Origin of the sequence: Streptomyces sp. NPDC056738 (genome assembly GCF_042790435.1) — a bacterium.
GTDB lineage: Bacteria > Actinomycetota > Actinomycetes > Streptomycetales > Streptomycetaceae > Streptomyces.
Window position 1 is genome coordinate 290,741 of record NZ_JBHTZF010000004.1, and the last position, 25,749, is coordinate 316,489.

Annotated in this window: 24 protein-coding genes; 14 read left to right on the forward strand and 10 right to left on the reverse strand. The window is 72.8% G+C overall.

Annotation, left to right across the window (positions count from 1 at the left end; genetic code table 11):
• The first annotated feature begins 31 nt into the window (after positions 1 to 31).
• A complete protein-coding gene (locus ACFRIC_RS12400) occupies positions 32 to 379 on the forward strand; it encodes a rhodanese-like domain-containing protein (RefSeq protein WP_382783392.1) in 348 nt (115 codons plus the stop codon).
• Between the two features lie 119 nt (positions 380 to 498).
• Here the strand turns inward: ACFRIC_RS12400 and ACFRIC_RS12405 are convergent, their stop codons facing one another.
• The 6 genes from ACFRIC_RS12405 to paaA all read right to left on the reverse strand — a co-directional run bounded on the left by ACFRIC_RS12405 (position 499) and on the right by paaA (position 5,440).
• Positions 499 to 1,632 carry an acyl-CoA dehydrogenase family protein gene (locus ACFRIC_RS12405; protein ID WP_382784251.1) on the reverse strand — a complete coding sequence of 378 codons (1,134 nt, stop codon included), beginning with the start codon at positions 1,630 to 1,632 and terminating at the stop codon, positions 499 to 501.
• Positions 1,633 to 1,814: 182 nt separating this feature from the next.
• A complete protein-coding gene (locus ACFRIC_RS12410) occupies positions 1,815 to 2,879 on the reverse strand; it encodes a 2Fe-2S iron-sulfur cluster-binding protein (RefSeq protein WP_382783395.1) in 1,065 nt (354 codons plus the stop codon).
• The gene (paaD, locus tag ACFRIC_RS12415; protein WP_382783398.1) at positions 2,879 to 3,406 is read right to left on the reverse strand and encodes a 1,2-phenylacetyl-CoA epoxidase subunit PaaD; all 528 of its coding nucleotides are present in this window, start codon (positions 3,404 to 3,406) and stop codon (positions 2,879 to 2,881) included. The genes ACFRIC_RS12410 and paaD overlap by 1 nt, the downstream gene beginning before the upstream one ends.
• Complete coding sequence (gene paaC / locus ACFRIC_RS12420) at positions 3,400 to 4,119, reverse strand: 1,2-phenylacetyl-CoA epoxidase subunit PaaC (RefSeq protein WP_382783401.1); 720 nt, start codon at positions 4,117 to 4,119, stop codon at positions 3,400 to 3,402. The genes paaD and paaC overlap by 7 nt, the downstream gene beginning before the upstream one ends.
• Positions 4,116 to 4,403, reverse strand: coding sequence for a 1,2-phenylacetyl-CoA epoxidase subunit PaaB (gene paaB / locus ACFRIC_RS12425; protein ID WP_164372737.1), 288 nt, complete (start codon positions 4,401 to 4,403; stop codon positions 4,116 to 4,118). Before paaB ends, paaC begins: the two co-directional genes overlap by 4 nt.
• Complete coding sequence (gene paaA, locus ACFRIC_RS12430) at positions 4,400 to 5,440, reverse strand: 1,2-phenylacetyl-CoA epoxidase subunit PaaA (protein WP_382783406.1); 1,041 nt, start codon at positions 5,438 to 5,440, stop codon at positions 4,400 to 4,402. The genes paaB and paaA overlap by 4 nt, the downstream gene beginning before the upstream one ends.
• A gap of 261 nt (positions 5,441 to 5,701) precedes the next feature.
• On the opposite strand from paaA, the gene ACFRIC_RS12435 reads away from it, so the two are divergent.
• From ACFRIC_RS12435 to ACFRIC_RS12445, 3 genes are read left to right on the forward strand one after another with little or no spacing between them, the layout of a single operon-like run.
• The gene (locus ACFRIC_RS12435) at positions 5,702 to 6,820 is read left to right on the forward strand and encodes a DUF5819 family protein (RefSeq protein ID WP_382783409.1); all 1,119 of its coding nucleotides are present in this window, start codon (positions 5,702 to 5,704) and stop codon (positions 6,818 to 6,820) included.
• Positions 6,817 to 8,052, forward strand: coding sequence for an HTTM domain-containing protein (locus ACFRIC_RS12440; RefSeq protein ID WP_382783412.1), 1,236 nt, complete (start codon positions 6,817 to 6,819; stop codon positions 8,050 to 8,052). Before ACFRIC_RS12435 ends, ACFRIC_RS12440 begins: the two co-directional genes overlap by 4 nt.
• Positions 8,049 to 8,798: a TrmH family RNA methyltransferase gene (locus ACFRIC_RS12445; RefSeq protein ID WP_382783415.1), complete on the forward strand. Its 750-nt coding sequence runs from the start codon at positions 8,049 to 8,051 to the stop codon at positions 8,796 to 8,798. The genes ACFRIC_RS12440 and ACFRIC_RS12445 overlap by 4 nt, the downstream gene beginning before the upstream one ends.
• Positions 8,799 to 8,820: 22 nt before the next feature.
• Here the strand turns inward: ACFRIC_RS12445 and paaN are convergent, their stop codons facing one another.
• A complete protein-coding gene (gene paaN / locus ACFRIC_RS12450) occupies positions 8,821 to 10,533 on the reverse strand; it encodes a phenylacetic acid degradation protein PaaN (RefSeq protein WP_382783418.1) in 1,713 nt (570 codons plus the stop codon).
• A 148-nt stretch (positions 10,534 to 10,681) separates the two neighbouring features.
• Here paaN and ACFRIC_RS12455 point away from each other — a divergent pair, with 148 nt between their 5' ends.
• On the forward strand, positions 10,682 to 12,196 hold the full coding sequence (locus tag ACFRIC_RS12455; RefSeq protein WP_382783420.1) for a 3-hydroxyacyl-CoA dehydrogenase: 1,515 nt from the start codon (positions 10,682 to 10,684) through the stop codon (positions 12,194 to 12,196).
• On the forward strand, positions 12,193 to 12,783 hold the full coding sequence (locus tag ACFRIC_RS12460) for a TetR/AcrR family transcriptional regulator (protein ID WP_382783423.1): 591 nt from the start codon (positions 12,193 to 12,195) through the stop codon (positions 12,781 to 12,783). The genes ACFRIC_RS12455 and ACFRIC_RS12460 overlap by 4 nt, the downstream gene beginning before the upstream one ends.
• Before the next feature lie 70 nt (positions 12,784 to 12,853).
• Here ACFRIC_RS12460 and ACFRIC_RS12465 read toward each other — a convergent pair whose 3' ends face one another.
• Positions 12,854 to 13,354, reverse strand: a complete 501-nt coding sequence (locus ACFRIC_RS12465) for an Lrp/AsnC family transcriptional regulator (RefSeq protein WP_382783426.1) — start codon at positions 13,352 to 13,354, stop codon at positions 12,854 to 12,856.
• A gap of 174 nt (positions 13,355 to 13,528) precedes the next feature.
• Here ACFRIC_RS12465 and pdhA point away from each other — a divergent pair, with 174 nt between their 5' ends.
• The 7 genes from pdhA (at position 13,529) to ACFRIC_RS12500 (ending at position 22,123) form a co-directional block, all read left to right on the forward strand.
• Positions 13,529 to 14,698, forward strand: a complete 1,170-nt coding sequence (gene pdhA, locus ACFRIC_RS12470) for a pyruvate dehydrogenase (acetyl-transferring) E1 component subunit alpha (RefSeq protein WP_382783429.1) — start codon at positions 13,529 to 13,531, stop codon at positions 14,696 to 14,698.
• Entirely contained in the window at positions 14,695 to 15,699 is a 1,005-nt protein-coding gene (locus tag ACFRIC_RS12475; protein ID WP_382783432.1) for an alpha-ketoacid dehydrogenase subunit beta, read from the forward strand. The genes pdhA and ACFRIC_RS12475 overlap by 4 nt, the downstream gene beginning before the upstream one ends.
• Entirely contained in the window at positions 15,699 to 17,228 is a 1,530-nt protein-coding gene (locus ACFRIC_RS12480) for a dihydrolipoamide acetyltransferase family protein (RefSeq protein WP_382783434.1), read from the forward strand. The genes ACFRIC_RS12475 and ACFRIC_RS12480 overlap by 1 nt, the downstream gene beginning before the upstream one ends.
• A gap of 79 nt (positions 17,229 to 17,307) precedes the next feature.
• Positions 17,308 to 18,444, forward strand: coding sequence for an NTP transferase domain-containing protein (locus ACFRIC_RS12485; RefSeq protein WP_382783437.1), 1,137 nt, complete (start codon positions 17,308 to 17,310; stop codon positions 18,442 to 18,444).
• A complete protein-coding gene (locus ACFRIC_RS12490) occupies positions 18,441 to 19,907 on the forward strand; it encodes a molybdopterin molybdotransferase MoeA (RefSeq protein ID WP_382783440.1) in 1,467 nt (488 codons plus the stop codon). The genes ACFRIC_RS12485 and ACFRIC_RS12490 overlap by 4 nt, the downstream gene beginning before the upstream one ends.
• Before the next feature lie 107 nt (positions 19,908 to 20,014).
• A complete protein-coding gene (locus ACFRIC_RS12495) occupies positions 20,015 to 21,112 on the forward strand; it encodes a potassium channel family protein (RefSeq protein WP_382783442.1) in 1,098 nt (365 codons plus the stop codon).
• Positions 21,113 to 21,142: 30 nt separating this feature from the next.
• On the forward strand, positions 21,143 to 22,123 hold the full coding sequence (locus ACFRIC_RS12500; protein ID WP_382783445.1) for an NAD(P)H-quinone oxidoreductase: 981 nt from the start codon (positions 21,143 to 21,145) through the stop codon (positions 22,121 to 22,123).
• Positions 22,124 to 22,204: 81 nt separating this feature from the next.
• Here the strand turns inward: ACFRIC_RS12500 and ACFRIC_RS12505 are convergent, their stop codons facing one another.
• Positions 22,205 to 23,095, reverse strand: coding sequence for a hypothetical protein (locus ACFRIC_RS12505; RefSeq protein ID WP_382783448.1), 891 nt, complete (start codon positions 23,093 to 23,095; stop codon positions 22,205 to 22,207).
• Between the two features lie 228 nt (positions 23,096 to 23,323).
• Here ACFRIC_RS12505 and ACFRIC_RS12510 point away from each other — a divergent pair, with 228 nt between their 5' ends.
• Positions 23,324 to 23,866 carry a bacterial proteasome activator family protein gene (locus ACFRIC_RS12510; protein ID WP_382783451.1) on the forward strand — a complete coding sequence of 181 codons (543 nt, stop codon included), beginning with the start codon at positions 23,324 to 23,326 and terminating at the stop codon, positions 23,864 to 23,866.
• Between the two features lie 179 nt (positions 23,867 to 24,045).
• Here ACFRIC_RS12510 and ACFRIC_RS12515 read toward each other — a convergent pair whose 3' ends face one another.
• On the reverse strand, positions 24,046 to 25,665 hold the full coding sequence (locus ACFRIC_RS12515) for a protein kinase (protein ID WP_382783454.1): 1,620 nt from the start codon (positions 25,663 to 25,665) through the stop codon (positions 24,046 to 24,048).
• Positions 25,666 to 25,749 lie beyond the last annotated feature (84 nt).

Sequence of the window (25,749 nt, forward strand, 5' to 3'; positions counted from 1 at the left end):
TTCGTCCGAGCCGTCGGGTAGCGTCGGAGGCATGAGTTTCGGAGCTGGTGTGCCCACGGTCGGGGTCGGCAATCTCGAGGTCGACGACTTCCTGCTGGACGTCCGGGAGGACGACGAGTGGGAGGCAGGTCACGCCGAGGGCGCCCTGCACATCCCCATGAGCGACTTCGTCGCCCGGTTCGGCGAGCTGACCGAGGCGGCTCCGCAGGACGGCCGGGTCAACGTCATCTGCCGCTCCGGCGGACGTTCGGCCCAGGTCACCATGTACCTGGTCCAGCAGGGCATCGACGCCGCGAACGTCGACGGCGGCATGCAGAGCTGGGAGGCCGTCGGCCGCCCGGTCGTGAACACCAAGGGCGAGCCCGGCTTCGTGCTCTAGCCGGACCCGCCCAACCTGCCCGCGAACGGCCTGTCCGGGGAGAGGGACGGGAACGGGGACGGGAACGGGGACGGGAACGGGAACGGGGACGGGAACGGATGGAGGCCTGAGCGGCGCTGTCAGCCCAGGGTGTGGGCTGCCAGCAGGTCGCCCAGGGCTTCCTCGTGTGCCGCGGCCGGGCCGAGGGACAGCTCCAGGTGCTTGGCCCAGGCGTGGTACCGGTGCAGCGCGTACTCGGTGTCGGCGCCGAACCCGCCGTGCAAGTGCTGGGCGGTCTGCACGACCCGCCGGACCCCTTCGGACGCCCAGATCTTGGCGACGGCCACGTCACCCGCGGCGGGGAGCGCGCCGTCGGCTCCCGTGCCGATGCGCCACGCGGCCTGCCAGAGCGTCGCCTCCATGGCACGCAGGTCGATGTAGCGGTCGGCGGCCTGGACGGCGACCGCCTGGAACGTGGCGACGGGGAACCCGAACTGCTCCCGCTTGCTCGTGTACTGGCTCGTCATCCGGAGCACCTCCTCCCCGAGCCCGAGCGCCAGCGCACAGGTGCCGGTGGCCAGCAGGTCGCGCAGCCACTCCCAGGCCCCCGGGGCGTCGACGACATGCCGGTCGGTGATCCGGGCGGAATCCAGGCGCAGTTCGCCGAGCCGCTCGCCGTTCGTGGAGATCTGCTCGGCGAGCACGGCGCCCTCGTGGTCGCGGGGAACCAGAGCGAGGACGGTCCGGTCGGTGTCCGTGTGCGCGGGCACGACGACGAAGTCGGCGTCCAGGGCCCAGGGGACCGCCGTCTGCACGCCGTCCAGGATCCATCCGGTGCCGTCCCGCCGTGCGGTCACGGCGCGTTCGGCCGGGTCGTGGCCGGTCCTGCCGTTGGCGGCGACGGTCAGCACCAGTTCGCCCCGGCCCGCCCGCGCCGGCAGCTCCGCCCTCAACTCCTCGGCTCCGTAGCGCCGTACGGCCGCGGCCGCGGCGCTGTTCTCCAGCAGCGGCACCCGTGCCAGCACCTTCGCCGACTCCCGCAGCACGAGACACAGCGCGATCGCGTCCAGGCCCGCCCCGCCGGCCTCCTCGTCGAGCAGCAGGCTCAACAGGTCGGCGTCGGCGAGCCTCGCCCACAGGGGCCGGTCGAAGTCCTCGGCGACGGCGCCCGCGGTGAGCGCGGGACTGGGCACGCCGTCGGGGGCCACCCCGGCGAACACCCCCCGCGCCGCTTCGGCCGCCGCCTGCTGCTCCTCGGTGAAGGTGAAGTCCACGATCCCGTCCTCCCGCGCACGCACCGGACCAACGATCAGACGGACAGCCTGATCTGACGGTGCGTCAAGATAGAACAGGTTCTACAAGAAGGGAACGGCCGACGATCGGCAACTCCTTCCCGGCGGGTGCGGCAGGTGCGGTGGGTGCGGTGGGTGCGGCGGGTGCCGTGGGTGCCGCGGGCTCAGCGGTCGAAGTCCAACTCGACCTTCTCCGTGGCGGGGTGGGACTGACAGGCCAGTACGTACCCGGCCTCCGTCTCCTCCGGTTCCAGCGCGAAGTTGCGGTCCATCCGCACCTCGCCCGAGACGAGGAACGCCCGGCAGGTGCCGCACACGCCGCCCTTGCAGGCGTACGGGGCGTCAGGACGGTTGCGCAGGACCGCGTCCAGCAGCGACTCGCCGTCCTGGACGGGCCAGGTGCCGCCGCGTCCGTCGAGCCGTGCGGTGACCGTGCTGTGCGCGGGAGCCGCTATGGCGGAAGGAGCCGTCGTGCCGGCGTCCACGTGGAAGATCTCCTCGTGGATGCGGGTCCGGGACACCCCGAGCGCGCGAAGCGTGCGCTCGGCGCCCTGGACGAGCCCCATCGGCCCGCACAGGAACCATCCCGCCACCCGGTCCACGGGCAGCAGCGCCGGAAGCAGCGCGGTGAGCCGCTCCTGGTCGAGGCGGCCGGACGGCAGCCCGGCCTGCTGCTCCTCGCGCGAGAGGACGGTCACGAGCTGGAACCGCTGCGGATAGCGATCCTTGAGGTCGGCGACCTCCTCCAGGAACATCGTCGAGGCCGACGTACGGTCGCTGCGGACCAGGCAGAAGCTCGCGTCCGGCTCCCGCGCCAGCAGCGTGGAGACGATCGACAGCACCGGGGTGATCCCGCTGCCGCCCACCACCGCCGCGTACAGGCCGGGCGAGGGCTCCAGCGTGAAGCGTCCCGCCGGGACCATCACCTCCACCTCGTCGCCGACGGCGATCTCCTTGAGCGCGTACGTCGAGAACGCGCCTCCGTCGACCAGGCGCACGCCGACCTTCAGGGTGCGCGGCGCCTCGCCGTCGGGGGAGGGCGCCGGCGAGCAGATGGAGTACGTGCGGCGGATCTCCGTGCCGTCGGCCGTGCGGCGCAGGGCCAGGTGCTGGCCGGCGGCGTGCCGGTAGTCCTCGCGCAGGTCCGCGGGGACCGCGAACGTCAGGGCCACGGAGTCGTCGGTGATCCGGTCGACCGCGGCCACCGTGAGCGGGTGGAAGCGGGCCATCACAGCTCCTTGAAGTGGTCGAACGGTTCGCGGCAGGACAGGCAGCGGCGCAGTGCCTTGCACGCGGTGGAGGAGAAGCGGCTGAGCAGTTCGGTGTCGGCCGATCCGCAGGCAGGGCAGCGGACGGGCTCCAGCTCGCCGGTGACCGTGCGCGTCGGACCCAGATCGAGGGCCACCGGTCCGGCGGGACGGTCGCCGCGCGGCGGCGCTATCCCGAACTCCCGCAGTTTGCGGCGGCCTTCGTCCGAGATGTCGTCGGTCGACCAGGCGGGGCTGAGCACGGTGCGCACGGACACCTCGCGGATGCCGTGTTCGTGGAGCACCCGCTCGATGTCCGTGGACATGGCCTCGACGGCCGGGCAGCCGGTGTAGGTCGGGGTCAGTTCGACCTCGACGCTGTCCTCGCCGCGGACGTGGACGGCGCGCAGGACGCCGAGGTCGTCCAGGGTGAGAACGGGCAGTTCGGGGTCGAGCACGGAGCCGGCCAGCCTGCGCAGTTCCTCCTCCAGGGCGGTGGTCGTCACCATGACGCCCCCGGGTGGCTGCGGTGCAGGTGCTGCATCTCGGCGAGCATCCGGCCGAAGGACTCGGTGTGCAGACCCTGGCGTCCGGCACCGGCCGCCCAGGCCCCGGTCTGCGGGCCTTCGGGGACGGTCAGGGTGGCCCGGCGCAGCGTGGCCTCCACGGACTCGGTCCAGGCGGCCCGGAGGCCGTCCCAGTCGATGTCGACGCCGTCGAGCGGCTGGAACATCTCGCCGGTGAAGCGCCACAGCGCCTGGCAGGCCACGCTCATGCGCTCGTGGCTCTCGTCCGTGCCGTCGCCGAGGCGCAGGGTCCACTGCTCGGCGTGGTCCTGGTGGTAGGCGACCTCTTTGACGGCCTTGGCGGCGAGGGGAGCGAACTCGCTCTCCCTGGAGGCCAGGTGCGCGTAGAGAAGCCGCTGGTAGGTGGAGAAGTAGAGCTGCCGGGCGATGGTGTGCGCGAAGTCGCCGTTCGGCTGCTCGACGAGCTGGAGGTTGCGGAAGGCGCGCTCCTCGCGGAGGTAGGCCAGCTCGTCCTCGTCGCCGGCCATGGACAGCAGGACCCGGGCCTGGCCGAGCAGGTCCAGCGCGATGTTGGCCAGGGCGACTTCCTCTTCGAGGACGGGCGCGTGGCCGGCCCACTCCCCCAGCCGGTGCGAGAGCACCAGGGCGTCGTCGGCGAGGGCCAGGGCGGCCGCGGTGTTCACGGTGAGAGTCACAGGTGCTTCACCCCTTCCGGGATCTCGTAGAACGTCGGGTGGCGGTAGGGCTTGTCCGCGGACGGCTCGAAGAACGGGTCCTTCTCGTCGGGCGAGGAGGCCGTGACGGCGGCCGAGGGGACGACCCAGATCGAGACGCCTTCGCCGCGGCGGGTGTACAGATCGCGGGCGTTGCGCAGGGCCAGTTCGGCGTCCGGCGCGTGCAGGCTGCCGGCGTGGGTGTGCGACAGTCCCCGGCGCGAGCGCACGAAGACCTCCCACAGCGGCCAGTCGGTGTTCGTCATGCTCGGGTCGCTCCTGTCTCACCGGTCGTGCTCGTCGAGCCGACGGTCCCGCTGGTGTGCTTGGCCGCGTACGCCGCGGCCGCGTCCCGTACCCAGGCGCCCTCTTCGTGGGCGCGCCGGCGCTGGGTGATCCGCTGGTCGTTGCACGGGCCGTTGCCCTTGAGGACGTCCCAGAACTCCGTCCAGTCGATGGCGCCGAAGTCGTGGTGTCCGCGCTCCTCGTTCCACGCGAGGTCGGGGTCGGGCAGGGTCAGGCCGAGGGACTCGGCCTGGGGGACGGCGATGTCGACGAAGCGCTGGCGCAGCTCGTCGTTCGAATGGCGCTTGATCTTCCACGCCATCGACTGGGCGGAGTGCGAGGACTCGTCGTCGGACGGGCCGAACATCATCAGGGAGGGCCACCACCAGCGGTCGACGGCGTCCTGTGCCATCGCGTGCTGTTCGGGGGTGCCCTGGCTCAGGGCCAGCAGCAGTTCGTACCCCTGGCGCTGGTGGAAGGACTCCTCCTTGCACACGCGGACCATGGCGCGCGCGTACGGACCGTACGAGCAGCGGCACAGGGGGACCTGGTTGGTGATCGCCGCGCCGTCCACGAGCCAGCCGATGGCGCCGACGTCCGCCCATGTCAGCGTCGGGTAGTTGAAGATCGACGAATACTTCTGGCGGCCGGAGTGCAGCTTGTCCAGCAGTTCGTCGCGGCCGACGCCGAGCGTCTCGGCCGCGCTGTACAGATACAGCCCGTGGCCCGCCTCGTCCTGGACCTTCGCCATCAGGATCGCCTTGCGGCGCAGGGAGGGCGCGCGCGTGATCCAGTTGGCCTCGGGCTGCATGCCGATGATCTCGGAGTGGGCGTGCTGCGCGATCTGGCGGACCAGGGTGGAGCGGTAGGCGTCGGGCATCCAGTCGCGGGGCTCGATGCGTTCGTCGGCCGCCACCGCGGCGTCGAAGACGACTTCGTACGCCGCTGTGCGCGCCGCTTCGTCGGCGGCTTCGTCCGCTTGTGTGCGGGCCGTGTGGTGCGCTGATGCTGTCGCCATGCGGTCCCCCTCGACCTCTCGCTCCCGACCGACCGATCGTTCGGTCCATTCGCAACAATGGTCGGTCGAGCGTCGGGCGGTGTCAACCGCTGTGGATGACTCGCGGACGTCGGAGCGCCCGTTGTGACAGATCGGGCTGTGCCGGAGGTCCCGCTCTGAGTACGGTTCGCTTGCGCACGTCGTGGTGCGGAACGACGTGGCGGTACGGTGCCCGCAGTCCGGCGGCCGGCAGTCGGATCCGGGATCGTGGATCGGGGCGGGATGGACGCGAGGCACGAGGGCTCTGAGCGCGAGCCGGACTCGGCCGCGCCCGAGGAGGGCGCGTCCGGTGTCAGCGGCGACAGGCCGGTGCCCGGCCCGCGGCCGCCGGGCGAGCCGGCGCCCCGCCCGGCGCCCGAGGCTTCGGGCCCCGAGACCGGTGCGGCCGAGGAGGACACGACGGCCCCCGTCGCGGAGCCCGAGAGCCCGGAATCCGACGCGACCGCTTCCCCGGCCTCGCAGGAGCCCCCGTCCGCGCCCGTCGCCCTCTCGCTCCCGCAGCAGCCCGTGCCCTCGACGAGCGCACCCGTGCTCCCGCCGGAGCCCCCGTCCGAGCCCGTCGCCGCCGCGCTTCCTGAGGAGCCCACGTCCGCGACGCCGGTCCTCGAAGGGCCCGTTTCCGGTACGACGGCCCCCCTCGGGTCCCCCGGGGAAGCCGACTGCCCGGAGGGCGGGGATCCCGTGGGACTCGCGGCGCTGTCGCTGCGCTCGCAGATCGCCGCCGCCCTGGCCCTGGCGGTCGTGGCCGTCGTCGCCTGCGCGCACCTCGGCATGGTGTTCCTGCATGTCGCGCCGTCCAACACGGTGACGAAGCAGCACGGCCGCGCGATCGACGACTGGATCTACCCCGAGTTCGAGCAGAACTGGAAGCTCTTCGCCCCCAACCCCTTGCAGCAGGACATCGCGGTCCAGGTCCGCGCCCTGGTCCGGTCCGAGGACGGCACCAGCCGCGAGACCGGCTGGTACGACCTGTCCGCGCTCGACGGACTGGCCATCGACGGTAATCCGCTGCCGAGCCACACGCAGCAGAACGAACTGCGCCGGGCCTGGGACTTCTACCTCGGCACGCACGACGGCGAGAACCGTGCCGTGGGCCTGCGCGGCGAGCTGTCGGAGCACTATCTGCGCCGTATCGGCGTCCTGCGGCTGCACCGTGAGCGGGCGGGCGGCGAGGGCGCCGTCGTCGAACGCCTCCAGTTCCGTTCCCTCACCACCGACGTGCCGCCTCCACGGTGGAGCGACGAGAAGGTGTCCGACCGGCCCGTCGTCCGTGAGCTGCCCTGGTGGGCCGTGCCCGCCGGGGACAGCGCGGACGGCCCGACGGAGGCGAGTGCCCGATGAACCGCATCGCTCCCGCGCTCGCGCGCGGCATCGCCCGGGTCACTGAGTCCGCCCTCGGTCCGTACCAGAGCGCCGTGATCCGTATCGGCTTCGCCGTCACCTGGCTGCTGTTCCTGCTGCGCGAGTACCCCCATCGTCAGGAGATGTACGGGCCCGACGCGCCCTGGAGCTGGGACCTCGCCCGGCAGCTCGTCGCGAGCAACCACGCCTTCACGGTCCTGTTGTGGTCCGACAGCCGGCTGTGGTTCGAGACCGTCTACGCCCTCGCGGTCCTCTCCGCCGCCCTGCTGCTGGTGGGATGGCGGACCCGCGCGGTGTCCGTGGTCTTCATGATCGGCGTGCTGTCCCTGCAGAACCGCAGTGTCTTCATCGGGGACGGCGGGGACAACGTCCTCCACCTGATGGCGATCTACCTCGTGTTCACGCGCTGCGCCCAGGTGTGGTCCCTCGACGCGCGGCGGGACCGCCTCGACCGCGGGGCCCGCGCGCGGGGCCAGTGGAACGGGCCGGACCGGGCGGGCCCGGTGCTGTGGGCGGTGCTCGGGCTCGCGCTGGCGGTGGCGACGGGCGCGGGACGGATCGACGGGGGTTTCCTGGGCGGCTGGCTCACGGTCTTCTGGGGGCTGTGGGCGGCGCAGGGGCTGTGGTGGGCGGTCGGCCGCCACGCCCGCACCGCGGAACCGCGCGTCCTGCTGGACGTCGTCGCCAACCTCGTGCACAACGCCGCTCTGATGATCATCATGGCCGAGGCGTGCCTGATCTACGCGACGGCGGGCTGGTACAAGATCCAGGGCTCGCGCTGGCAGGACGGCACCGCCGTCTACTACCCGCTCCACCTGCAGTCCTTCTCGCCGTGGCCGGCGCTGTCCGACCTGATGTCCGCGCACGGCACGATCGTGATGCTGGTGACGTACGGGACGGTCGTCGCACAGGTCGCCTTCCCCTTCACCCTGTTCAACCGGCGGGTCAAGAACGTCCTGCTGGCGGTCATGATGACCGAGCACGCCGTGATCGCCGTGGTCCTCGGGCTGCCGTTCTTCTCGCTCGCGATGATCGCCGCGGACTCCGTGTTCCTGCCCACGTCCTTCCTGCGCCACCTGGGCGGACGGGTGACCCGCGCGCGGGACCGGCTGTTTCCCGGCGGCGGCCGGTTCCGGCTCCCGGGGCCCCGGGAGCCGGAACCGAGCACTCCGGAGGAGCCCGAGCAGACGCACGTAGGCTTCACCGCATGAACGACCCGGTACGTGTCTGGCGCCAGCTCTGCGACGACTCCGTCCTGCTCGACGGCTTCCACGCCCTCAAGCACGCGGTGCGTTTCGGGGCGCGGATCCCGGTCGCCGTCACGACCGACCGGTCGGCGGTCCTCGAACTGGCCGGCGACCTGGCCCCCGACGTGCGCGGCGCTCTCGACGAGCTGCTGACCGAGGTGCCCGAGCCCGCGTTCACGTCACTCGTGGCGCGCCCGCATCCCACCTCGGTGGCGGCTCTCGCCGTGCGTCCCTCACGTGCCGCCAACCTGGAGTCGCTGGCCCACGCGCCGCGCACCACGCCCGTGGTCGTCCTCGACAACCCCCGCAATCTCGGCAACGCCGGGGCGGTGATCCGGCTCGCGGCGGGCTTCGGCGCGACCGGTGTGGTCACCACGGGCACGCTCGACCCCTGGCACGCCACGGTCGTACGCGGCGGGGCGGGCCTTCACTTCGCGACCGCCGTGGAGCGGCTGAGCGTGGACGAACTGCCGGCGGGTCCGGTGTTCGCGCTCGACCCCGAGGGCGAGGACATCCGGGGGACGAAGCTTCCCGACGACGCCCTGCTCGCCTTCGGCTCGGAGCGCAGCGGGCTGTCCGCCGAACTGCGCTCCCGGGCCGACCATCTGGTCTCGCTGCCGATGCGCCCCCAGGTCTCCAGCTACAACCTCGCGACCAGTGTGGCCATGACGCTGTTCCACTGGAGCGCCACCGGGGACGCACCGGTTTGAGCCGCCCGCGGGGCTACGGGGCTCACGCCTCCCGGCGTACCTCGATCACCCGGAAGCGGTTCGCGACGAACGCTCCGTCGCACAGGGCCGCGTTGGCCGCGGCGTTGCCGCCGGAGCCGTGGAAGTCCGAGAACGCGGCCGTCTGGTTGACGTAGACCCCGCCCGTGAGGTTCAGGGAGAGCTGCGCGCACTCCTCCAGGCAGGCCTCCTGCACCTCGCGCTCGAAGGCCTCGTCGGTGGTGTACGCGCCGACGGTCATCGCGCCCTTGTCCCGGGTGGTGTGCCGCAGGAGCTCCACGGCCTCCGCGGCCGAGTCGACCGCGACGGCGAAGGAGACCGGACCGAAGCACTCGCTCAGGTAGGCGGCCTCGTCGTCGCTCCCGGCGTTCTCCCAGAACTTGCGCGCGCCGTCGAGCTTCACGATCAGCGGTGAGCGCACGACGGCACCCGGGAACTCGGGGTTGTCGATCTGCCGCGAGGGCAGCGCCACCTCGCCGAGACCGGCGGCGGCCTCCAGCCGGGCCTTGACGTCGGGGTTCACGATGGCGCCGAGCAGCGCGTTCGCGCGGGCGTCGTCGCCGAGGAGTCCGCCGACCGACTTCGCGAGATCGGCCACGACCTCGTCGTAGGACTTGTGGCCCTCGTCCGTGGAGACGCCGTCGCGGGGGATCAGCAGGTTCTGCGGGGTGGTGCACATCTGGCCGCTGTAGAGCGACAGGGAGAACGCCAGGTTGGAGAGCATCCCCTTGTAGTCGGCGGTCGACTCGACGATCACCGTGTTGACGCCGGCCTTCTCCGTGTAGACCTGCGCCTGGCGGGCGTTGGCCTCCAGCCAGTCGCCGAAGGCGGTGGAGCCGGTGTAGTCGACGATGCGGATCTCGGGGCGGGTGGCCAGCGTCTTCGCGATGCCCTCGCCGGGACGCTCGGCGGCGAGCGCGACCAGGTTCGGGTCGAAGCCCGCCTCGGCGAGCACCTCTCGCGCGATCTGCACGGTGAGCGCGAGCGGGAGCACCGCGCGCGGGTGGGGCTTCACCAGGACCGCGTTGCCCGTCGCCAGGGAGGCGAACAGACCCGGATAGCCGTTCCACGTCGGGAAGGTGTTGCAGCCGATCATCAGCGCGATGCCGCGCGGGACGGCCGTGAACTGCTTGGTGAGCGTGAGCGGGTCGCGCTTGCCCTGGGGCTTGCTCCACTCCGCGGTGTCGGGGGTGCGGACCTGCTCCACGTAGGCGTAGGCCACCGCCTCCAGGCCGCGGTCCTGCGCGTGCGGGCCGCCCGCCTGGAACGCCATCATGAAGGCCTGGCCGCTGGTGTGCATGACCGCGTGCGCGAGTTCGTGCGTGCGGTCGCTGATCCGCTTGAGGATCTCCAGACAGACCACCGCGCGGATCTCCGCGCCCGCGTCGCGCCAGGCGCGCTGTCCCGCGCGCATGGCGGGCAGCAGCGTGTCGATGTCCGCGTGCGGGTAGGTGACGCCGAGCTCGATGCCGTACGGCGACACCTCGCCCCCGACCCAGTCGTCCGTGCCGGGCTGGTCCAGCTCGAAGCGGGTGCCCAGGAGGGCGTCGAAGGCGGCCTTGCCCTCGGCCATGCCCAGGCTGCCGTGCTCGCCGTACGCCTTGGGGTGCTCGGGATGCGGGGACCAGTACGCGCGCGTGCGGATCGCTTCCAGCGCCTGATCCAGGGTCGGCCGGTGCTTGGCGATCAACTGGTGCGCGGTGAGTTCGGCGGCCATCAAGGACCAACTCCTTGTCTCAAGAGCTCCTCGTCGAGCTCGCGAGCTGGGCAGGAATGGACAGTCAGAGTTAGAGTAACCGAACGATCGGTCGGGACAAGGGGGTCCGCCGCATCTGTGGAAAACGTCGTGCGGGAGGATCGCGCACATGACAGCACTCGACCTCAGCAGCCCCGTGGCAGTCGTCGGCACCGGCACCATGGGCCAGGGCATCGCCCAGGTCGCGCTGGTGGCCGGCCATCCCGTGCGGCTCTACGACGCCGCTCCCGGGCGTGCCGCGGCGGCGGCCGAAGCGATCGGCGCCCGGCTCGACCGGCTCGTCGCGAAGGACCGGCTCACCGGCGCCGAACGGGACGCCGCGCGCGCCCGGCTCCAGCCGGCCGAGAGCCTCACCGACCTCGCGGACTGTGTGCTCGTCGTCGAGGCGGTGCTCGAAGAACTCGACGTCAAGCAGCGGCTGTTCGGCGAGCTTGAGGACATCGTCGGGGAGGACTGCCTGCTCGCCACCAACACCTCCTCGCTGTCCGTCACGGCCATCGGCGGCACGCTGCGCAATCCGGGCCGTCTGGTCGGGCTGCACTTCTTCAACCCGGCGCCGCTGCTGCCGCTCGTGGAGGTGGTCTCCGGGTTCGCGACGGACGTCACCTCGGCCACGCGCGCGTACGAGACGGCCCGCGCCTGGGGCAAGACGCCCGTCGCCTGCGCGGACACGCCCGGGTTCATCGTCAACCGCATCGCGCGGCCCTTCTACGCCGAGGCCTTCGCGGTCCTCGAGTCCCAGGCCGCCGACCCCGCCACCATCGACGCGGTGCTGCGCGAGTCCGGCGGTTTCCGGATGGGCGCCTTCGAACTCACCGACCTGATCGGCCAGGACGTCAACGAGTCCGTGACGCACTCGGTGTGGCGTTCCTTCTTCCAGGACGTGCGTTTCACGCCCTCGCTCGCCCAGCGGCGGCTCGTCGAGTCGGGCCGGCTCGGCCGCAAGACGGGACACGGCTGGTACGACTACGCGGACGACGCCGAGCGGTCCGAACCGCACACCGCGGAGAAGGAGCAGCCGCCCGCGTACGTCATCGCCGAGGGCGACCTGGGCCCCGCCGCCGACGTCCTCGCCCTGATCCGCGAGGCGGGCATCCGGGTCCGTGAGGACGAGGAGGACCACGGCACCCGGCTGGTGCTGCCGAGCGGCGGCCAACTGGTCCTCGCCGACGGCCAGACCTCCGTCGAGTTCCGCGACGTCGTCTACTTCGACCTCGCGCTCGACTACCGCAAGGCCACCCGCATCGCCCTGTCGACGTCCCAGGACACCGCCGCCCAGACGCTCTCGGAGGCCATCGGTCTCTTCCAGGCGCTGGGCAAGGACGTCAGCGTGATCGGCGACTGCCCCGGCATGATCGTCGCCCGCACGGTGGCCCGGATCGTCGACCTCGCCCACGACGCGGTCGCCAAGGGCGTGGCCACCGAGGAGGACATCGACACCGCGATGCGCCTCGGCGTCAACTACCCCCTCGGCCCCTTCGAGTGGAGCCGCAGGCTCGGCGCCGACTGGTCGTACGACGTCCTGGACGAACTCCACACGCGCGACCCTTCCGGGCGCTACGCGCCGTCGCTGGCGCTCTACCGCCACGCCTACGCCACGGAGAAGCGGGAGGGCACCTCGTGACCACCGCCAAACGGGACACGTACACCCCCGAGACCCTGCTCTCCGTCGCCGTCCAGGTCTTCAACGACCGCGGCTACGACGGCACCTCCATGGAGCACCTCTCCAAGGCCGCCGGCATCTCCAAGTCGTCGATCTACCACCATGTCTCCGGCAAGGAGGAGCTGCTGCGGCGCGCGGTGAGCCGGGCGCTGGACGGCCTCTTCGAGATCCTCGACGAGGAGCACGCGCGCGTGGGACGGGCCGTGGAGCGCCTGGAGTACGTGGTGCGGCGCATGGTCGAGGTGCTCACCTCCGAACTGCCCTACGTGACGCTGCTCCTGCGGGTGCGCGGCAACACGGACACCGAACGGTGGGCCCTGGAGCGGCGCCGCGACTTCGACCACAGGGTCGCCGACCTCCTGAAGGCGGCGGCCGCGGACGGGGACGTACGCGGCGACGTCGAGGTCCGGCTCGCGACCCGGCTGGTCTTCGGGATGATCAACTCACTCGTGGAGTGGTACCGCCCCGACGCGCGGGGCATGGGCGCCCGCGAGGTGGCCGACGCCGTGGTGGTGCTGGTCTTCGGAGGTCTCCGGCAGGAGCCCTGAGCCGGCCTGCGGGCCTGCGGGGCCGGCCCGGGCCGGTCCCGGTCGGCGGCGTGGGCCGACCCGGCGGAGGTCAGGCCTCCGGCTCCAGGTCCTCCTCCTCGAAGACCAGCAGCGTCCGGCTGCTGAGCACCTCCGGGATGGCCTGGAGCCGGGTGAGCACCAGCTCGCGCAGCGCCCGGTTGTCCGGCGTGTGCACCAGCAGGAGCACGTCGAAGTCGCCGCCCACCAGGGCGATGTGCGAGGCCCCGGGCAGCACCCTGAGCCGCTCCCGCACCGTGCGCCAGGAGTTCTGCACGATCTTGAGGGTGATGTACGCCGACGTGCCCTGACCCGCGCGTTCGTGGTCGACGCGGGCCCCGAAGCCGCGGATCACACCGTCCTCGATGAGCCGGTTGATCCGCGCGTAGGCGTTGGCCCTCGAGACATGCACCCGTTCGGCCACGGAGCGTATGGAGGCACGGCCGTCCGCCTGCAGCATGTGCAGGATGTCCTGGTCGATCGCGTCGAGCGGACGGGCGGGCGGCACGGAGGGTCCGGCCTCCGGCGGCTCGGCCATTTGTTCAGGTGCCATGTCCCCCCGCCTCCCTACCATGGACGTACTGCGTCCATCTCAGGCCGCGCGGAACCGTTTGTCCACAGCCTGGCGCCGCCTGTAGCCAAAATGTGCCGACGACCGAACAATCGGTAGGTGAGGCGCATCACACCCGTGATGCGTCCGAAGCCGCTCCCACGAGGAGGTGCCGTCATGACGGTCATGGAGCAGCGAGGGGCCTACCGGCCCACGCCGCCGCCCGCCTGGCAGCCCCGCACCGACCCCGCGCCGTTGCTGCCCGACGCGCTGCCCCACCGCGTCCTCGGCACCGACGCGGCCGCCAAGGTCGATCCGGCCCTGCTGCGCCGTCTGCACACGGAACTGGTCCGTGGCCGCCGGTACAACGTCCAGGCCACCGCGCTCACCAAGCAGGGCCGTCTCGCCGTGTACCCGTCCAGCACCGGACAGGAGGCCTGCGAGGTCGCCGCCGCGCTCGTGCTGGAGGAGCGCGACTGGCTCTTCCCGAGCTACCGCGACACCCTCGCCGCCGTCGCCCGCGGTCTCGACCCCGTCCAGGCCCTCACGCTCCTGCGCGGCGACTGGCACACCGGGTACGACCCGCACGAGCACCGCGTCGCGCCTCTGTGCACCCCCCTCGCGACCCAGCTCCCGCACGCCGTGGGCCTCGCGCACGCCGCCCGCCTCAAGGGCGACGACGTGGTCGCGCTCGCCCTGGTCGGCGACGGCGGCACCAGCGAGGGCGACTTCCACGAGGCGCTGAACTTCGCCGCCGTGTGGCAGGCGCCCGTCGTCTTCCTCGTGCAGAACAACGGCTTCGCCATCTCCGTCCCGCTCGCCAAGCAGACCGCCGCCCCGTCGCTGGCCCACAAGGCCGTCGGCTACGGGATGCCGGGCCGCCTGGTCGACGGGAACGACGCGGTGGCCGTGCACCAGGTCCTGAGCGAGGCCATGGCCCACGCCCGCGCTGGCGGCGGCCCCACCCTCGTCGAGGCCGTGACCTACCGCATCGACGCCCACACGAACGCCGACGACGCCACCCGCTACCGCGGTGACGCCGAGGTCGAGGCCTGGCGTGCCCACGACCCCGTCGCGCTGGTGGAGCGCGAGCTGACCGAGCGCGGTCTGCTCGACGAGGCCGCCCTGCAGGCGGTGCGCGACGGTGCCGAGGCGATGGCCGCGGACCTGCGCGAGCGCATGAACCAGGACCCGGTGCTCGACCCCATGGATCTGTTCGCCCATGTGTATGCCCACCCCACTCCTCAACTGCTCGAGCAGGAGAGCCAGCTGAGAGCGGAGCTGGACGCCGAGGCGGACGGCACGCTCGGAGCGGGCCCGCACGGCCCGGAAGGAGCCGGGCGATGACCACGGTTGCCCTCAAGCCGGCCACCATGGCGCAGGCGCTCGGACGCGCCCTGCGCGACGCCATGGCCGCCGACCCCTCCGTCCACGTGCTGGGCGAGGACGTCGGCACCCTCGGCGGCGTCTTCCGCGTCACGGACGGACTCGCCAAGGAGTTCGGCGACGACCGCTGCACGGACACCCCCCTCGCCGAGGCGGGCATCCTCGGCGCGGCGGTCGGCATGGCCATGTACGGCCTGCGGCCGGTCGTGGAGATGCAGTTCGACGCGTTCGCCTACCCGGCGTTCGAGCAGCTCATCTCGCACGTGGCGAAGATGCGCAACCGCACGCGCGGCGCCATGCCCCTGCCCATCACGATCCGCGTCCCCTACGGCGGCGGCATCGGCGGCGTCGAGCACCACAGCGACTCCTCCGAGGCGTACTACATGGCGACCCCGGGCCTGCACGTCGTCATGCCCGCGACCGTCTCCGACGCCTACGGACTGCTGCGCGAGGCCATCGCCTCGGACGACCCGGTCGTCTTCCTGGAGCCCAAGCGGCTGTACTGGTCGAAGGATTCCTGGAACCCGGACGAGCCGCCGGCCGTTGAGCCGATAGGCCGCGCCGTGGTGCGGCGCCCGGGCCGCAGCGCCACGCTGATCACGTACGGGCCGTCCGTGCCCGTCTGCCTCGAAGCCGCCGAGGCGGCGCGGGCCGAGGGCTGGGACCTCGAAGTCGTCGACCTGCGCTCGATGGTGCCGTTCGACGACGAGACGGTCGCGGCGTCGGTGCGGCGGACCGGACGAGCGGTCGTCGTGCACGAGTCGGGCGGGTTCGGAGGACCGGGCGGGGAGATCGCGGCCCGCGTCACGGAGCGCTGCTTCCACCACCTGGAGGCGCCGGTGCTGCGCGTCGCCGGGTTCGACATCCCGTATCCGCCGCCGATGCTGGAGCGGCACCACCTGCCCGGCGTCGACCGGATCCTGGACGCCGTGGGACGTCTGCAATGGGAGGCGCAGAGCTGATGGCACAGGTGCTGGAGTTCAAGCTCCCCGACCTCGGGGAGGGACTCACCGAGGCGGAGATCGTCCGCTGGCTGGTGGAGGTCGGTGACGTCGTCGCCGTCGACCAGCTCGTCGTCGAGGTCGAGACGGCCAAGGCGATGGTCGAGGTCCCCTGCCCCTACGGCGGCGTGGTCACCGCCCGCTTCGGCGAGGAGGGCACCGAACTGCCCGTCGGGGCACCCCTGCTGACCGTCGCCGTCGGCGCCCCTGCCCCCGCCGAGGACAGCGGGTCCGGTACGGACGAGCGGAGCGACGAGGGCTCCGGGAACGTGCTCGTGGGGTACGGCACCGGAGCGCCCCCCGCGCGGCGCCGGAGGGTGCGCCCCTCGGGCGGAGCCGCCGCACCGGCCGGGGCACCGTCCCGGCCCGGCCCCGGCACGTCAGCCGCCCGGCCCGCGCAGAGCCGCCCCGAACCCGTCGGCGCGGTGCCGCCGTCCATGGCGGGCCCGTCGCGGGCCGACAGCGACGGCGTGGCGCCGTCGCGGGGCGACGGACCCGTGCCGGTCATCTCGCCGCTCGTGCGCCGGCTCGCCCGGGAGAACGGCGTGGACCTGCGGGAGCTGGAGGGCTCCGGCCCCGAGGGCCTCATCCTGCGCGCCGACGTCGAGTACGCACTGCGCGCGGCGGCGACCGGCCGGCTGCGGTCGACCGCCGGCCCGGAGTCGCAGACCGCGCCCGCCGGCTCCGCCGTGCCCGCCACGGCGCCCGCGTTCGAGGCCCCGACCGATCGGATGACCTCGTACGCGGACATCGCGTCGGTGGTGCCCGGCGCGTCCGGCGTCTCCCGGGGCACGACACCCGCGGGTGTCCGTGTCCCCCTCAAGGGGGTGCGCGGCGCCGTCGCCGACAAGCTCTCGCGCAGCCGGCGCGAGATCCCGGACGCGACCTGCTGGGTGGACGCCGACGCGACGGAGCTCATGCGGGCCCGCCGGGCGATGAACGCGGCCGGCGACCCGAAGATCTCCCTGCTGGCGCTGCTGGCCCGGATCTGCACGGCGGCACTGGCCCGTTTCCCGGAGCTGAACTCGACGGTCGACATGGACGCCCGCGAGATCGTCCGGCTCGACCAGGTGCACCTGGGCTTCGCGGCCCAGACCGAGCGCGGGCTCGTCGTCCCCGTCGTGCGGGACGCGCACGCCCGGGACGCGGAGGGTCTGAGCGCGGAGTTCGGCCGGCTGACCGAGGCGGCCCGGACCGGGACGCTGACACCGGCGGACCTCACGGGCGGCACGTTCACGCTCAACAACTACGGAGTGTTCGGCGTCGACGGCTCGACACCGATCATCAACCACCCCGAGGCCGCCATGCTCGGCGTCGGCCGCATCATCCCCAAGCCGTGGGTGCACGAAGGCGAGTTGGCGGTGCGTCAGATCGTCCAGCTCTCGCTCTCCTTCGACCACCGTGTCTGCGACGGCGGCACGGCGGGCGGCTTCCTGCGGTACGTGGCGGACTGCGTCGAACAGCCGGCGGTGCTGCTGCGGACCCTGTAGAACGCGGGGTCCCGTCACCCCCGGACCGTGCCGTGCCCCGGGGGTGGCACCGATCCCCCGGGCGCCCATACTCGGGGGCATGACCGCGTACGAGCCCGAGGGCGCGACCGGGCGGCCGGGCAGCCGTGATCCGCGCGGCGCCCCCGGCGCCGATGCCGGGTACGACGCCGTCGTGCTCGCGGGCGGTGCCGCCCGGCGGCTCGGCGGCGAGGACAAGCCCGGCGTACGGGTGGGTGGCCGGACCCTGCTGGACCGGGTGCTGGCCGCCTGCGCCGACGCCGCCCGCACGGTGGTCGTGGCCGGGCCCCGGCCCACGGCACGCCCCGTGGAGTGGGCCCGCGAGGACCCGCCCGGCGGGGGACCGCTCGCCGCGCTGGACGCCGGGCTGCGGCACACCACGGCGCCGTACGTCCTCCTGCTCTCGGCCGACCTGCCGTTTTTGGAGGAGAAGACGGTCCGGCGCCTGCTGGACACCCTTCGCACCACCGGCCCGGCCGAGCCCCCGCCCCTTCCCGAAGCACCGGACCCGAACCGTGCCGGGCCCGGCACCCCCGCGCAGGGGCCCGACACCCGTGACGAGGCGGCAGACGCCCGCGCGGAGCGGCCCGGAACCCGTCCGGACCGGCCGGCCACCCCCGCCGACCGCCCCGGCACCCGCTTCGACGGCGTTCTTCTCGTCGATCCCGAGGGGCGGGACCAGCCGCTCGTGGCCGTCTACCGCGCCGACGCGCTGCGCCGCGAACTGGGCGTGCTCGCCGCCGCCCACGGGAGCCTCACGGGGCTGCCGCTGCGGCGGCTCGTCGCCGCACTCGACCTCACACGCATCGCCGATCCCGTCGCGTCCTTCGACTGCGACACCTGGGACGACATCGCCGCCGCTCGCGCACGCATCAGGGAGCATGGGCACGTGCTGGATGAATGGATTTCCGCAGTCAAGGACGAACTGGGCATCGACCTGGACGTCGACACCGGTGTGCTGCTCGACCTGGCCCGCGACGCCGCGCACGGCGTCGCCAGGCCGGCCGCGCCCCTGACCACGTTCCTCGTCGGATACGCGGCCGCGCTGGCCGGAGGAGGCCCGGAAGCGGTCGCCGAAGCCTCCCGCAAGGCCGCCGCGCTCGCGCTGCGTTGGGCCGACGAGGACGCGCCCGAAGCCACGCCACCGGCCGCCGCGCCGCCCGCCTCCCCGACCGCCACCGAGCCGGACGCCGGATGACCGCCGCCCGCTCCACCCGGGACAGCCAGGACAGCCGGGACGGCCAGGACACCGACGACTTCGACGTCGAGGAGGCGCTCGCCCTGGTCAAGGGCCCGAGCCCCCGACCGTCCGGCGAGCCCGGCCGGGCGGAGCGCGCCGTCCCGGGCCCTCAGGCGGCCGACCCGGCGGCGGTCCCGTCGCCCGGCGCCCAGGACGGCGGCGAGGGCAAGCACACCCGGCACCGGGCCACCCCGTGGCCGGAGGCCCGGGCCGTCGCCGAGCGGGCCGCCCGCTCCCTGGCCCGCCGCACCCCCGTCCCGGTCCCCCTGGAGGCCTCCCTCGGCCTCGTCCTCGCCGCACCCCTGACCGCGCTCACCGACCTCCCCTCCTTCGACACCTCCGCCATGGACGGCTGGGCGGTCGCCGGGCCCGGCCCCTGGGAGGTGCGGGAGGACGGCGTCCTCGCCGGGCACGCGGAACCGGAGCGGCTCAGCGACGGCGAGGCCGTCCGGATCGCCACCGGGGCACGGGTCCCGCGGGACGCCACCGCCGTCCTGCGCAGCGAGCACGGCCGCCTCGACGACAAGGGCCGGCTCCACGCGGGCGTCGCGCAGGAGCCCTCACCCGCCCGTTCCCGGGGTGTCCTGGCGCTCGCGCACGGGCAGGACATCCGCCCGCGCGGCCAGGAGTGCCGCAGCGGCGACCAACTGCTGCCGCTCGGAGCCCTGGTCACCCCCGCCGTGCTGGGTCTCGCGGCGGCCGCCGGCTACGACACGCTCGCCGTCGTCCCCCGGCCGCGCGTCGAGGTTCTCGTGCTCGGCGACGAGCTGCTCACCGAGGGACTGCCCAGGGAAGGGCTCATCCGGGACGCGCTCGGTCCGATGCTGCCGCCGTGGCTGCGGGCGCTGGGCGCCGAGGTCGTCGCGGTGCGCCGGCTCGGCGACGACGCCAAGGCGCTGCACAAGGCGATCACCGGCTCCCGGGCCGATCTGATCGTCACCACCGGCGGCACGGCCGGCGGCCCCGTCGACCACGTCCACCCCACCCTGCGCCGCATCGGCGCCGAACTGCTGGTGGACGGCGTCAAGGTGCGGCCGGGACATCCGATGCTGCTGGCCCGCACCCAGGAGAACCAGCACCTCGTCGGGCTGCCCGGCAACCCCCTCGCCGCCGTCTCCGGCCTGCTCACGCTGGCCGAGCCGCTGCTGCGCACGCTGGCCGGACGCGCGGCCCCGGAGCCGTACACGCTGCCGCTGGGGGACGCCGTGCAGGGGCACCCGTACGACACCCGGCTCATCCCCGTCTCGCTGCGCGGCGAGCGGGCCACGCCGCTGCACTACAACGGCCCGGCGATGCTGCGCGGTATCGCGGCCGCCGACGCGCTCGCGGTCGTACCGCCGGGCGGCGCCCGTGCCGGGCAGGAGCTGGACCTCGTCGATCTGCCCTGGGCCGTCACGGGGATCGACGCGTGCTTCGCCTGAACCGGCCGAGGGCGTGAGGGGCGTGCGTCCGGGCGAGGCGTGCCTGAGGGGCATGAAGGCGGGCGAGGAGTGCCCGTGGGCACGGACGCGGGCGGGGAGTGTTTCACGTGAAACTTCCGGGTGACGACACGATCGCCCGCCAGGCGGACGAACACCTCGTGACCTACCAGGTGAAGCTGCCGCAGAAGGTGGTGCAGCGCCCGATCCGGCAGGTGGCCAAGCGGCTGTCGATGGCGCTGCTGCTGCTCGTGCTCACCGCGCTCATCGTCTGGGTCGACCGGGGTGGCTACACCGACAACTCCGACGGCAGCGTCGACATGCTCGACGCGTTCTACTACGCGACGGTCACCCTCTCCACCACCGGATACGGCGACATCACCCCGACCAGTGACGTCGCCCGGCTCATCAACATCCTGGTCATCACGCCCCTGCGGGTGCTGTTCCTGATCATCCTGGTCGGCACCACGCTGGAGGTCCTCACGGAACGCACCCGCGAGGAGTGGCGACTGAACCGCTGGAGGGCGGCCTTGAGGGAGCACACCGTTGTCGTCGGGTTCGGGACCAAGGGGCGGTCGGCCATCGAGACCGTCTGCGCGAGCGGGCTCAGGAAGGAGCAGGTCGTGGTCGTCGACCCGAGTGCCCGGGTGGTCGACGCGGCGACGGCCGAGGGGTACGCGGGAGTGATCGGGGACGCGACGCGCAGCGATGTGCTGATGCGTGCCGAGCTGCACAAGGCACGGCAGGTCATCATCGCCACCCAGCGGGACGACACGGCGGTCCTGGTCACCCTGACGGCGCGGCAGCTCAACCGCGGGGCGAAGATCGTCGCCGCCGTCCGCGAGGAGGAGAACGCGCCGCTGCTGCGGCAGTCCGGTGCCGACGCGGTCATCACCAGCGCCAGCGCGGCCGGCCGGCTGCTCGGACTGTCCGTGCTCAGCCCGGCCGCGGGCATGGTCATGGAGGACCTGATCCATCAGGGCAGCGGGCTCGACATCGTGGAGCGGCCCGTCACGAAGGCCGAGGTGGGCATGAACGCCCGCGACACCACCGACCTGGTGGTCAGCGTCGTACGAGGTCATCGCGTGCTCGGATACGACGATCCGGACGTCGGCACGCTGGAGCTGACGGACCGGCTGATCACGATCGTGCGGGTCTCGCGCACCACGTGGAAGGCGCCGGACGTCCGGCCCCTGCCGCAGGACTAGGCGGCACCTCCCAGGAGTAGCGTCCCTCTCATGTACGCGATCACGATTCCTGAACCTGGTGGGCCCGAGGCGCTGGTGTGGGACGAGGTTCCCGATCCGGTTCCGGCCGAGGGCGAAGTGCTGATCGAGGTGGTGGCCAGTGCCGTCAACCGCGCCGATCTGCTGCAACGGCAGGGCCTGTACAACCCGCCGCCCGGTGCCTCCCCCTACCCCGGACTCGAATGCTCGGGGCGCATCGCCGCGGTCGGCCCGGGCGTCATCGGCTGGTCGGCCGGCGACGAGGTCTGCGCGCTGCTCTCGGGCGGCGGATACGCCCAGAAGGTCGCCGTCCCGGCCGGGCAGTTGCTGCCCGTGCCCGCGGGGCTGGACGTCCGGCAGGCGGCGGCGCTGCCCGAGGTGACGTGCACGGTCTGGTCGAACGTCTTCATGGTCGCCCACCTGCGCCCCGGCGAGACCCTGCTCGTGCACGGCGGCTCCAGCGGCATCGGCACCATGGCGATCCAGCTCGCGAAGGCCGTGGGCGCGAAGGTCGCGGTGACGGCGGGCACCAAGGAGAAGCTCGACTTCTGCGCGGAGCTGGGCGCGGACGTCCTGATCAACTACCGCGAGCAGGACTTCGTCGAGGAGATCAAGAAGGCCACCGAGGGGGCGGGCGCCGACGTCATCCTCGACAACATGGGCGCCAAGTACCTCGACCGGAACGTGCGCGCCCTCGCCGTCAACGGCCGGCTCGCCATCATCGGCATGCAGGGCGGCATCACGGCGGAGCTGAACATCGCCGCCCTCCTGAACAAGCGGGCCGCGATCAGCGCGACCTCGCTGCGGGCCAGGCCGCTCGGCGAGAAGGCCGCCATCGTGGCGGCCGTACGGGAGCACGTGTGGCCCCTGATCGACTCCGGCCATGTCCGTCCGGTCGTCGACCGCGAGCTGCCCATGAGCGACGCGGCGGGCGCGCACCGGGTCCTGGAGGAGAGCAGCCACATCGGAAAGGTGCTGCTCGTCGCCCCCTAGGGCGCGCTCGGCCGTTGGGTACCGGCCGGTTCGCGGAACTCGGCTCAGCCGCCGCGTACCGGCCGGTTCCCAGGGCCCGGCTCAGCCGTTGCGCACCCGCAGGCCCAGGAAGGCGAGGGCCAGGCCCAGGCCGATGAGGATCAGGCCGCTGCCCAGCGGCAGGATCGCCAGGTTCCCGTCGGGCGTGGAGCCGGGGCCCACGACGCTCTGCTGGACGGGGGCCGCGTTGTCGCCCGAGGGGTCGGGAACCTGGCTCGGCTCCGTGATCGCGGTGTCCGCGGCAGGGGCCGTGTCCTGCAGGTCGGGGCTGTCGGAGCTCTGGCTGTCCCGGCCGTCCGGGGTGTCCTGCTCCGCGCGGCCGGGACGGTCGCGTCCCTCGCCCGCGTAGCTGCCCGCGCGGGAGGGGTCGTCCGTGGGGGTGGGGCGGGCCGGATCGGTGGCCGTGGGACCGGCCGCGTCCGAGGCGGTGGGCCCCTGCGCGGACGGAACGGGCGGGGTGGTCCGTCCGGGTGACGGACGGGGTGATCCGGTCCCCGGGGCGGACGGCACGGGAGAGGTCGACGGGGTGGGCTCGGTGGTCACCCCGCCGGAGGGACCGGGCGAGCCGCTGCCACGGCCGGGCGGCGTGGCTGGTGAGCTGTCGGCGGGAGCCGAAGGCCCCCGCGAGACGGCGGCCGCGCCGCCCCGGTAGCCGGCCCGGGCGGTGGGCGCGAGATCCACGGAACCGGCCGGGACGAGGGGCGCGAGGAGGCCTCCGGAACGGGCCAGGGCCGTGGACGCGAGGCCCCCGGAGCCGCCCAGGGCGGTGGACGCGAGGGCGCCGGTGGACGCGGGGCTCCCCGACCTGGCCGCGGCCGTCGACGAGAGGCTCCCGAAGACCGCGGGAGCGGCATGGGCGACGGGGGCGGCGCCGGTCAGCAGGGCCGCCGCGAGGAGTCCGGCCGTGGGCAGGGTGCGCAGCCTTGGAGTCACGTCGGTGACCCCCTCCCGGAACGGTTCGCCAAGACGGGTGCCGTGATCGACGCAACCAGCCTCACATGACGTCGTGATCCCGGCATCTCGACCGAAAGTGACGTCATTCGCGCACTTCAGAGGCCGTGACGCCCCCTGATTTCGCCAACTGGGCCCACCTACGTGGTGGATCACCGTGTACGGGGGGCACCACCGTGATGGAGTACGTGGGTGCGAGAGAATGGCGGCATGGAGATGCCGAGGAACGAACGGTCGCAGGAGAACCCTCAGATCCTGGTCGTCGGACAGGACGGAATGGCTCTCGGCGGCACCGGGGACGAGGACTCCCGCGAGATCCCGGTGACGGAGATGGTGGAACAGCCTGCCAAGGTGATGCGCATCGGCAGCATGATCAAGCAGCTGCTGGAGGAAGTGCGCGCCGCTCCCCTGGACGAGGCCAGCAGGGTCCGCCTCAAGGAGATCCACGCGAGTTCCGTGAAGGAGCTGGAGGACGGTCTCGCTCCGGAGCTCGTGGAGGAGCTGGAGCGGCTCTCGTTGCCGTTCACGGACGAGGGGACTCCCAGCGACGCCGAACTGCGGATCGCGCAGGCTCAGTTGGTGGGCTGGCTGGAAGGGCTCTTCCACGGGATCCAGACGACCCTGTTCGCCCAGCAGATGGCGGCCAGGGCGCAGTTGGAGCAGATGCGCCGCGCGCTCCCGCCGGGTGTCGGCGGCCTGGAGGGCGACGAGGACCCCCGTACGGGTGGCCGTTCGGGCGGGCCGTACCTGTAACCGCGCGGGTCATCGAGCCACCGCCCCCGTCACCCCGGCGTCGCGCGGTCACCACCGACAAGAAGCGGGCCCGGCACTCAAGTGCCGGGCCCGTTCCCGATTCCGTTCCCGGTTCCTCACCCGTGCCCGGACTCCCCGGTCGCCCGGGTGACCAGGCGGGCGAGCCCCGGGGACCGACCCTACGAGGGGTTGCCCGTGGACACCTTGAGCTCGATCTCGGGCATGTTCTTGGGGTCGACGTCCGTCCCGGCGGCGGGGAACTGGTCCATGATCGTGTCCTCGCCGTAGGTGTTCTCGTCCACGGGTACTTCCTTCATCCGCCAACCGGCGGCCTGGAAGCAGGACTTCACCGAGGTGAGGTTCTTGAAGTGGAAGTCCGGGACCATGATCTTCTTCGGGTCGTCGTACGACTCCGTCGGGTCCGTGCACTTCTCGGTGTCGATCGTCTTCGACGTGTCCGGACCCTTGTGGCCCGCGACCGCGGTGGTCGACGAACTGGCGGTGGTGTCGCCGCCGCCCTTGTTGTCGTCGCCGCTCCCGCCGTTCAGGCTGAGCGCCGTGATCAGGCCGCCGATCGCGATGAGCGCGACCAGGACCGAGCCGATCACGACCGCCTTGTTGCTCCTGGCGCCGCCCTGGCCGCCGGCCGCGGGCTGGGGCGAGAGGTTGTACGGGGGAGGCGTGGAGGTGCCGTGCTGCCCGGAGTACGCGGAGGTCTGCGGCGGGGTCGGGTAGCCGCCCTGCTGCGGGTAGCCGTAGGCCGGGGAGGGGGCCGGCGTGCCGTACGGGTTCGGCTGGTACGGCGTCTGCACGGGACCGGGGGCCGGGGTGCCCTGGTCGACCGGCGGGAAGACGGCGGAACCGACGCCCGAACCGCTCGGCGTCTGGGCGCCCGGCACGATGTTCGGGGCGGCGGCCTGGAACGACTGGGCGACCCGGAGGCACTCGTCGCGCATGATCTCGGCGCTCGGGAAGCGCTCGTTCGGGTTCTTCTTCAGCGCGCGGGCGATCAGCGCGTCCACGGCCGGGGGCAGTGAGCGGTTGACCGAGGAGGGCGCGACCGGCTCCTCCTGGACGTGCGCGTAGGCGATCGCCAGCGGGGAGTCCGCCTCGAACGGCAGCCGTCCGGTGACGAGCTGGAACAGCATGATGCCGACCGAGTACAGGTCGGACCGGGCGTCGACGCCCCGGCCGAGGGCCTGCTCCGGGGAGAGGTACTGCGGGGTGCCGACGACCATGCCGGTCTGCGTCATGGAGGTGACGCCGGACTGCATGGCGCGGGCGATGCCGAAGTCCATGACCTTGACGACGTTGCGCTTGGTCATCATCACGTTGCCGGGCTTGATGTCCCGGTGGACCAGGCCCATCTCGTGGCTGATCTCCAGCGCGGCCAGGACGTCCGCGGTGATCTTCAGGGCCTTGTCGGCGGGCATCGCGCCGTACTGCCGGATGTCCGCGTCGAGGACCGAGCCGAGCGGCTTGCCCTCGATGTACTCCATGACGATGTACGGCGTCGTCATGCCGTCGAGGTCGTCCTCGCCGGTGTCGAACACCGAGACGATGTTCGTGTGGGTGAGCTTGGCCACCGACTGGGCCTCGCGGCGGAAGCGCTCGCGGAAGGCCTGTTCCCGGCCGAGTTCGGTGTGCAGCGTCTTGATGGCGACCTGCCGGTCGAGCACCGAGTCGTAGGCGAGATGCACCGAGGCCATACCGCCCTCGCCGAGCAGATCGCGCAACTGGTAGCGGCCGCCGGCGACCGCGCGCCCCGCGTACCGGCCCTGTGCGCCGTCCTGACTCATCTTCTGCGTCCCCCGCGGCATCGGTGATCGATTGGCTTATTCCGGGCCAAGTCTGCCCGAGGGCACGGACACGTCAAGCTCGGT

Bases quoted from the DNA above. Each gene is read 5' to 3' on its own strand.
- ACFRIC_RS12515 (WP_382783454.1), bottom strand. From the start codon at position 25,665: ATGAGTCAGGACGGCGCACAGGGCCGGTACGCGGGGCGCGCGGTCGCC.
- ACFRIC_RS12445 (WP_382783415.1), top strand. From the start codon at position 8,049: ATGAACGACCCGGTACGTGTCTGGCGCCAGCTCTGCGACGACTCCGTC.
- ACFRIC_RS12475 (WP_382783432.1), top strand. From the start codon at position 14,695: ATGACCACGGTTGCCCTCAAGCCGGCCACCATGGCGCAGGCGCTCGGA.
- paaD (WP_382783398.1), bottom strand. From the start codon at position 3,406: ATGGTGACGACCACCGCCCTGGAGGAGGAACTGCGCAGGCTGGCCGGC.
- ACFRIC_RS12480 (WP_382783434.1), top strand. From the start codon at position 15,699: ATGGCACAGGTGCTGGAGTTCAAGCTCCCCGACCTCGGGGAGGGACTC.
- ACFRIC_RS12500 (WP_382783445.1), top strand. From the start codon at position 21,143: ATGTACGCGATCACGATTCCTGAACCTGGTGGGCCCGAGGCGCTGGTG.
- ACFRIC_RS12455 (WP_382783420.1), top strand. From the start codon at position 10,682: ATGACAGCACTCGACCTCAGCAGCCCCGTGGCAGTCGTCGGCACCGGC.
- ACFRIC_RS12400 (WP_382783392.1), top strand. From the start codon at position 32: ATGAGTTTCGGAGCTGGTGTGCCCACGGTCGGGGTCGGCAATCTCGAG.
- ACFRIC_RS12490 (WP_382783440.1), top strand. From the start codon at position 18,441: ATGACCGCCGCCCGCTCCACCCGGGACAGCCAGGACAGCCGGGACGGC.
- paaN (WP_382783418.1), bottom strand. From the start codon at position 10,533: ATGGCCGCCGAACTCACCGCGCACCAGTTGATCGCCAAGCACCGGCCG.
- pdhA (WP_382783429.1), top strand. From the start codon at position 13,529: ATGACGGTCATGGAGCAGCGAGGGGCCTACCGGCCCACGCCGCCGCCC.
- ACFRIC_RS12435 (WP_382783409.1), top strand. From the start codon at position 5,702: ATGGACGCGAGGCACGAGGGCTCTGAGCGCGAGCCGGACTCGGCCGCG.
- ACFRIC_RS12465 (WP_382783426.1), bottom strand. From the start codon at position 13,354: ATGGCACCTGAACAAATGGCCGAGCCGCCGGAGGCCGGACCCTCCGTG.
- ACFRIC_RS12485 (WP_382783437.1), top strand. From the start codon at position 17,308: ATGACCGCGTACGAGCCCGAGGGCGCGACCGGGCGGCCGGGCAGCCGT.
- paaA (WP_382783406.1), bottom strand. From the start codon at position 5,440: ATGGCGACAGCATCAGCGCACCACACGGCCCGCACACAAGCGGACGAA.
- ACFRIC_RS12410 (WP_382783395.1), bottom strand. From the start codon at position 2,879: ATGGCCCGCTTCCACCCGCTCACGGTGGCCGCGGTCGACCGGATCACC.
- ACFRIC_RS12510 (WP_382783451.1), top strand. From the start codon at position 23,324: ATGGAGATGCCGAGGAACGAACGGTCGCAGGAGAACCCTCAGATCCTG.
- ACFRIC_RS12440 (WP_382783412.1), top strand. From the start codon at position 6,817: ATGAACCGCATCGCTCCCGCGCTCGCGCGCGGCATCGCCCGGGTCACT.
- paaB (WP_164372737.1), bottom strand. From the start codon at position 4,403: ATGACGAACACCGACTGGCCGCTGTGGGAGGTCTTCGTGCGCTCGCGC.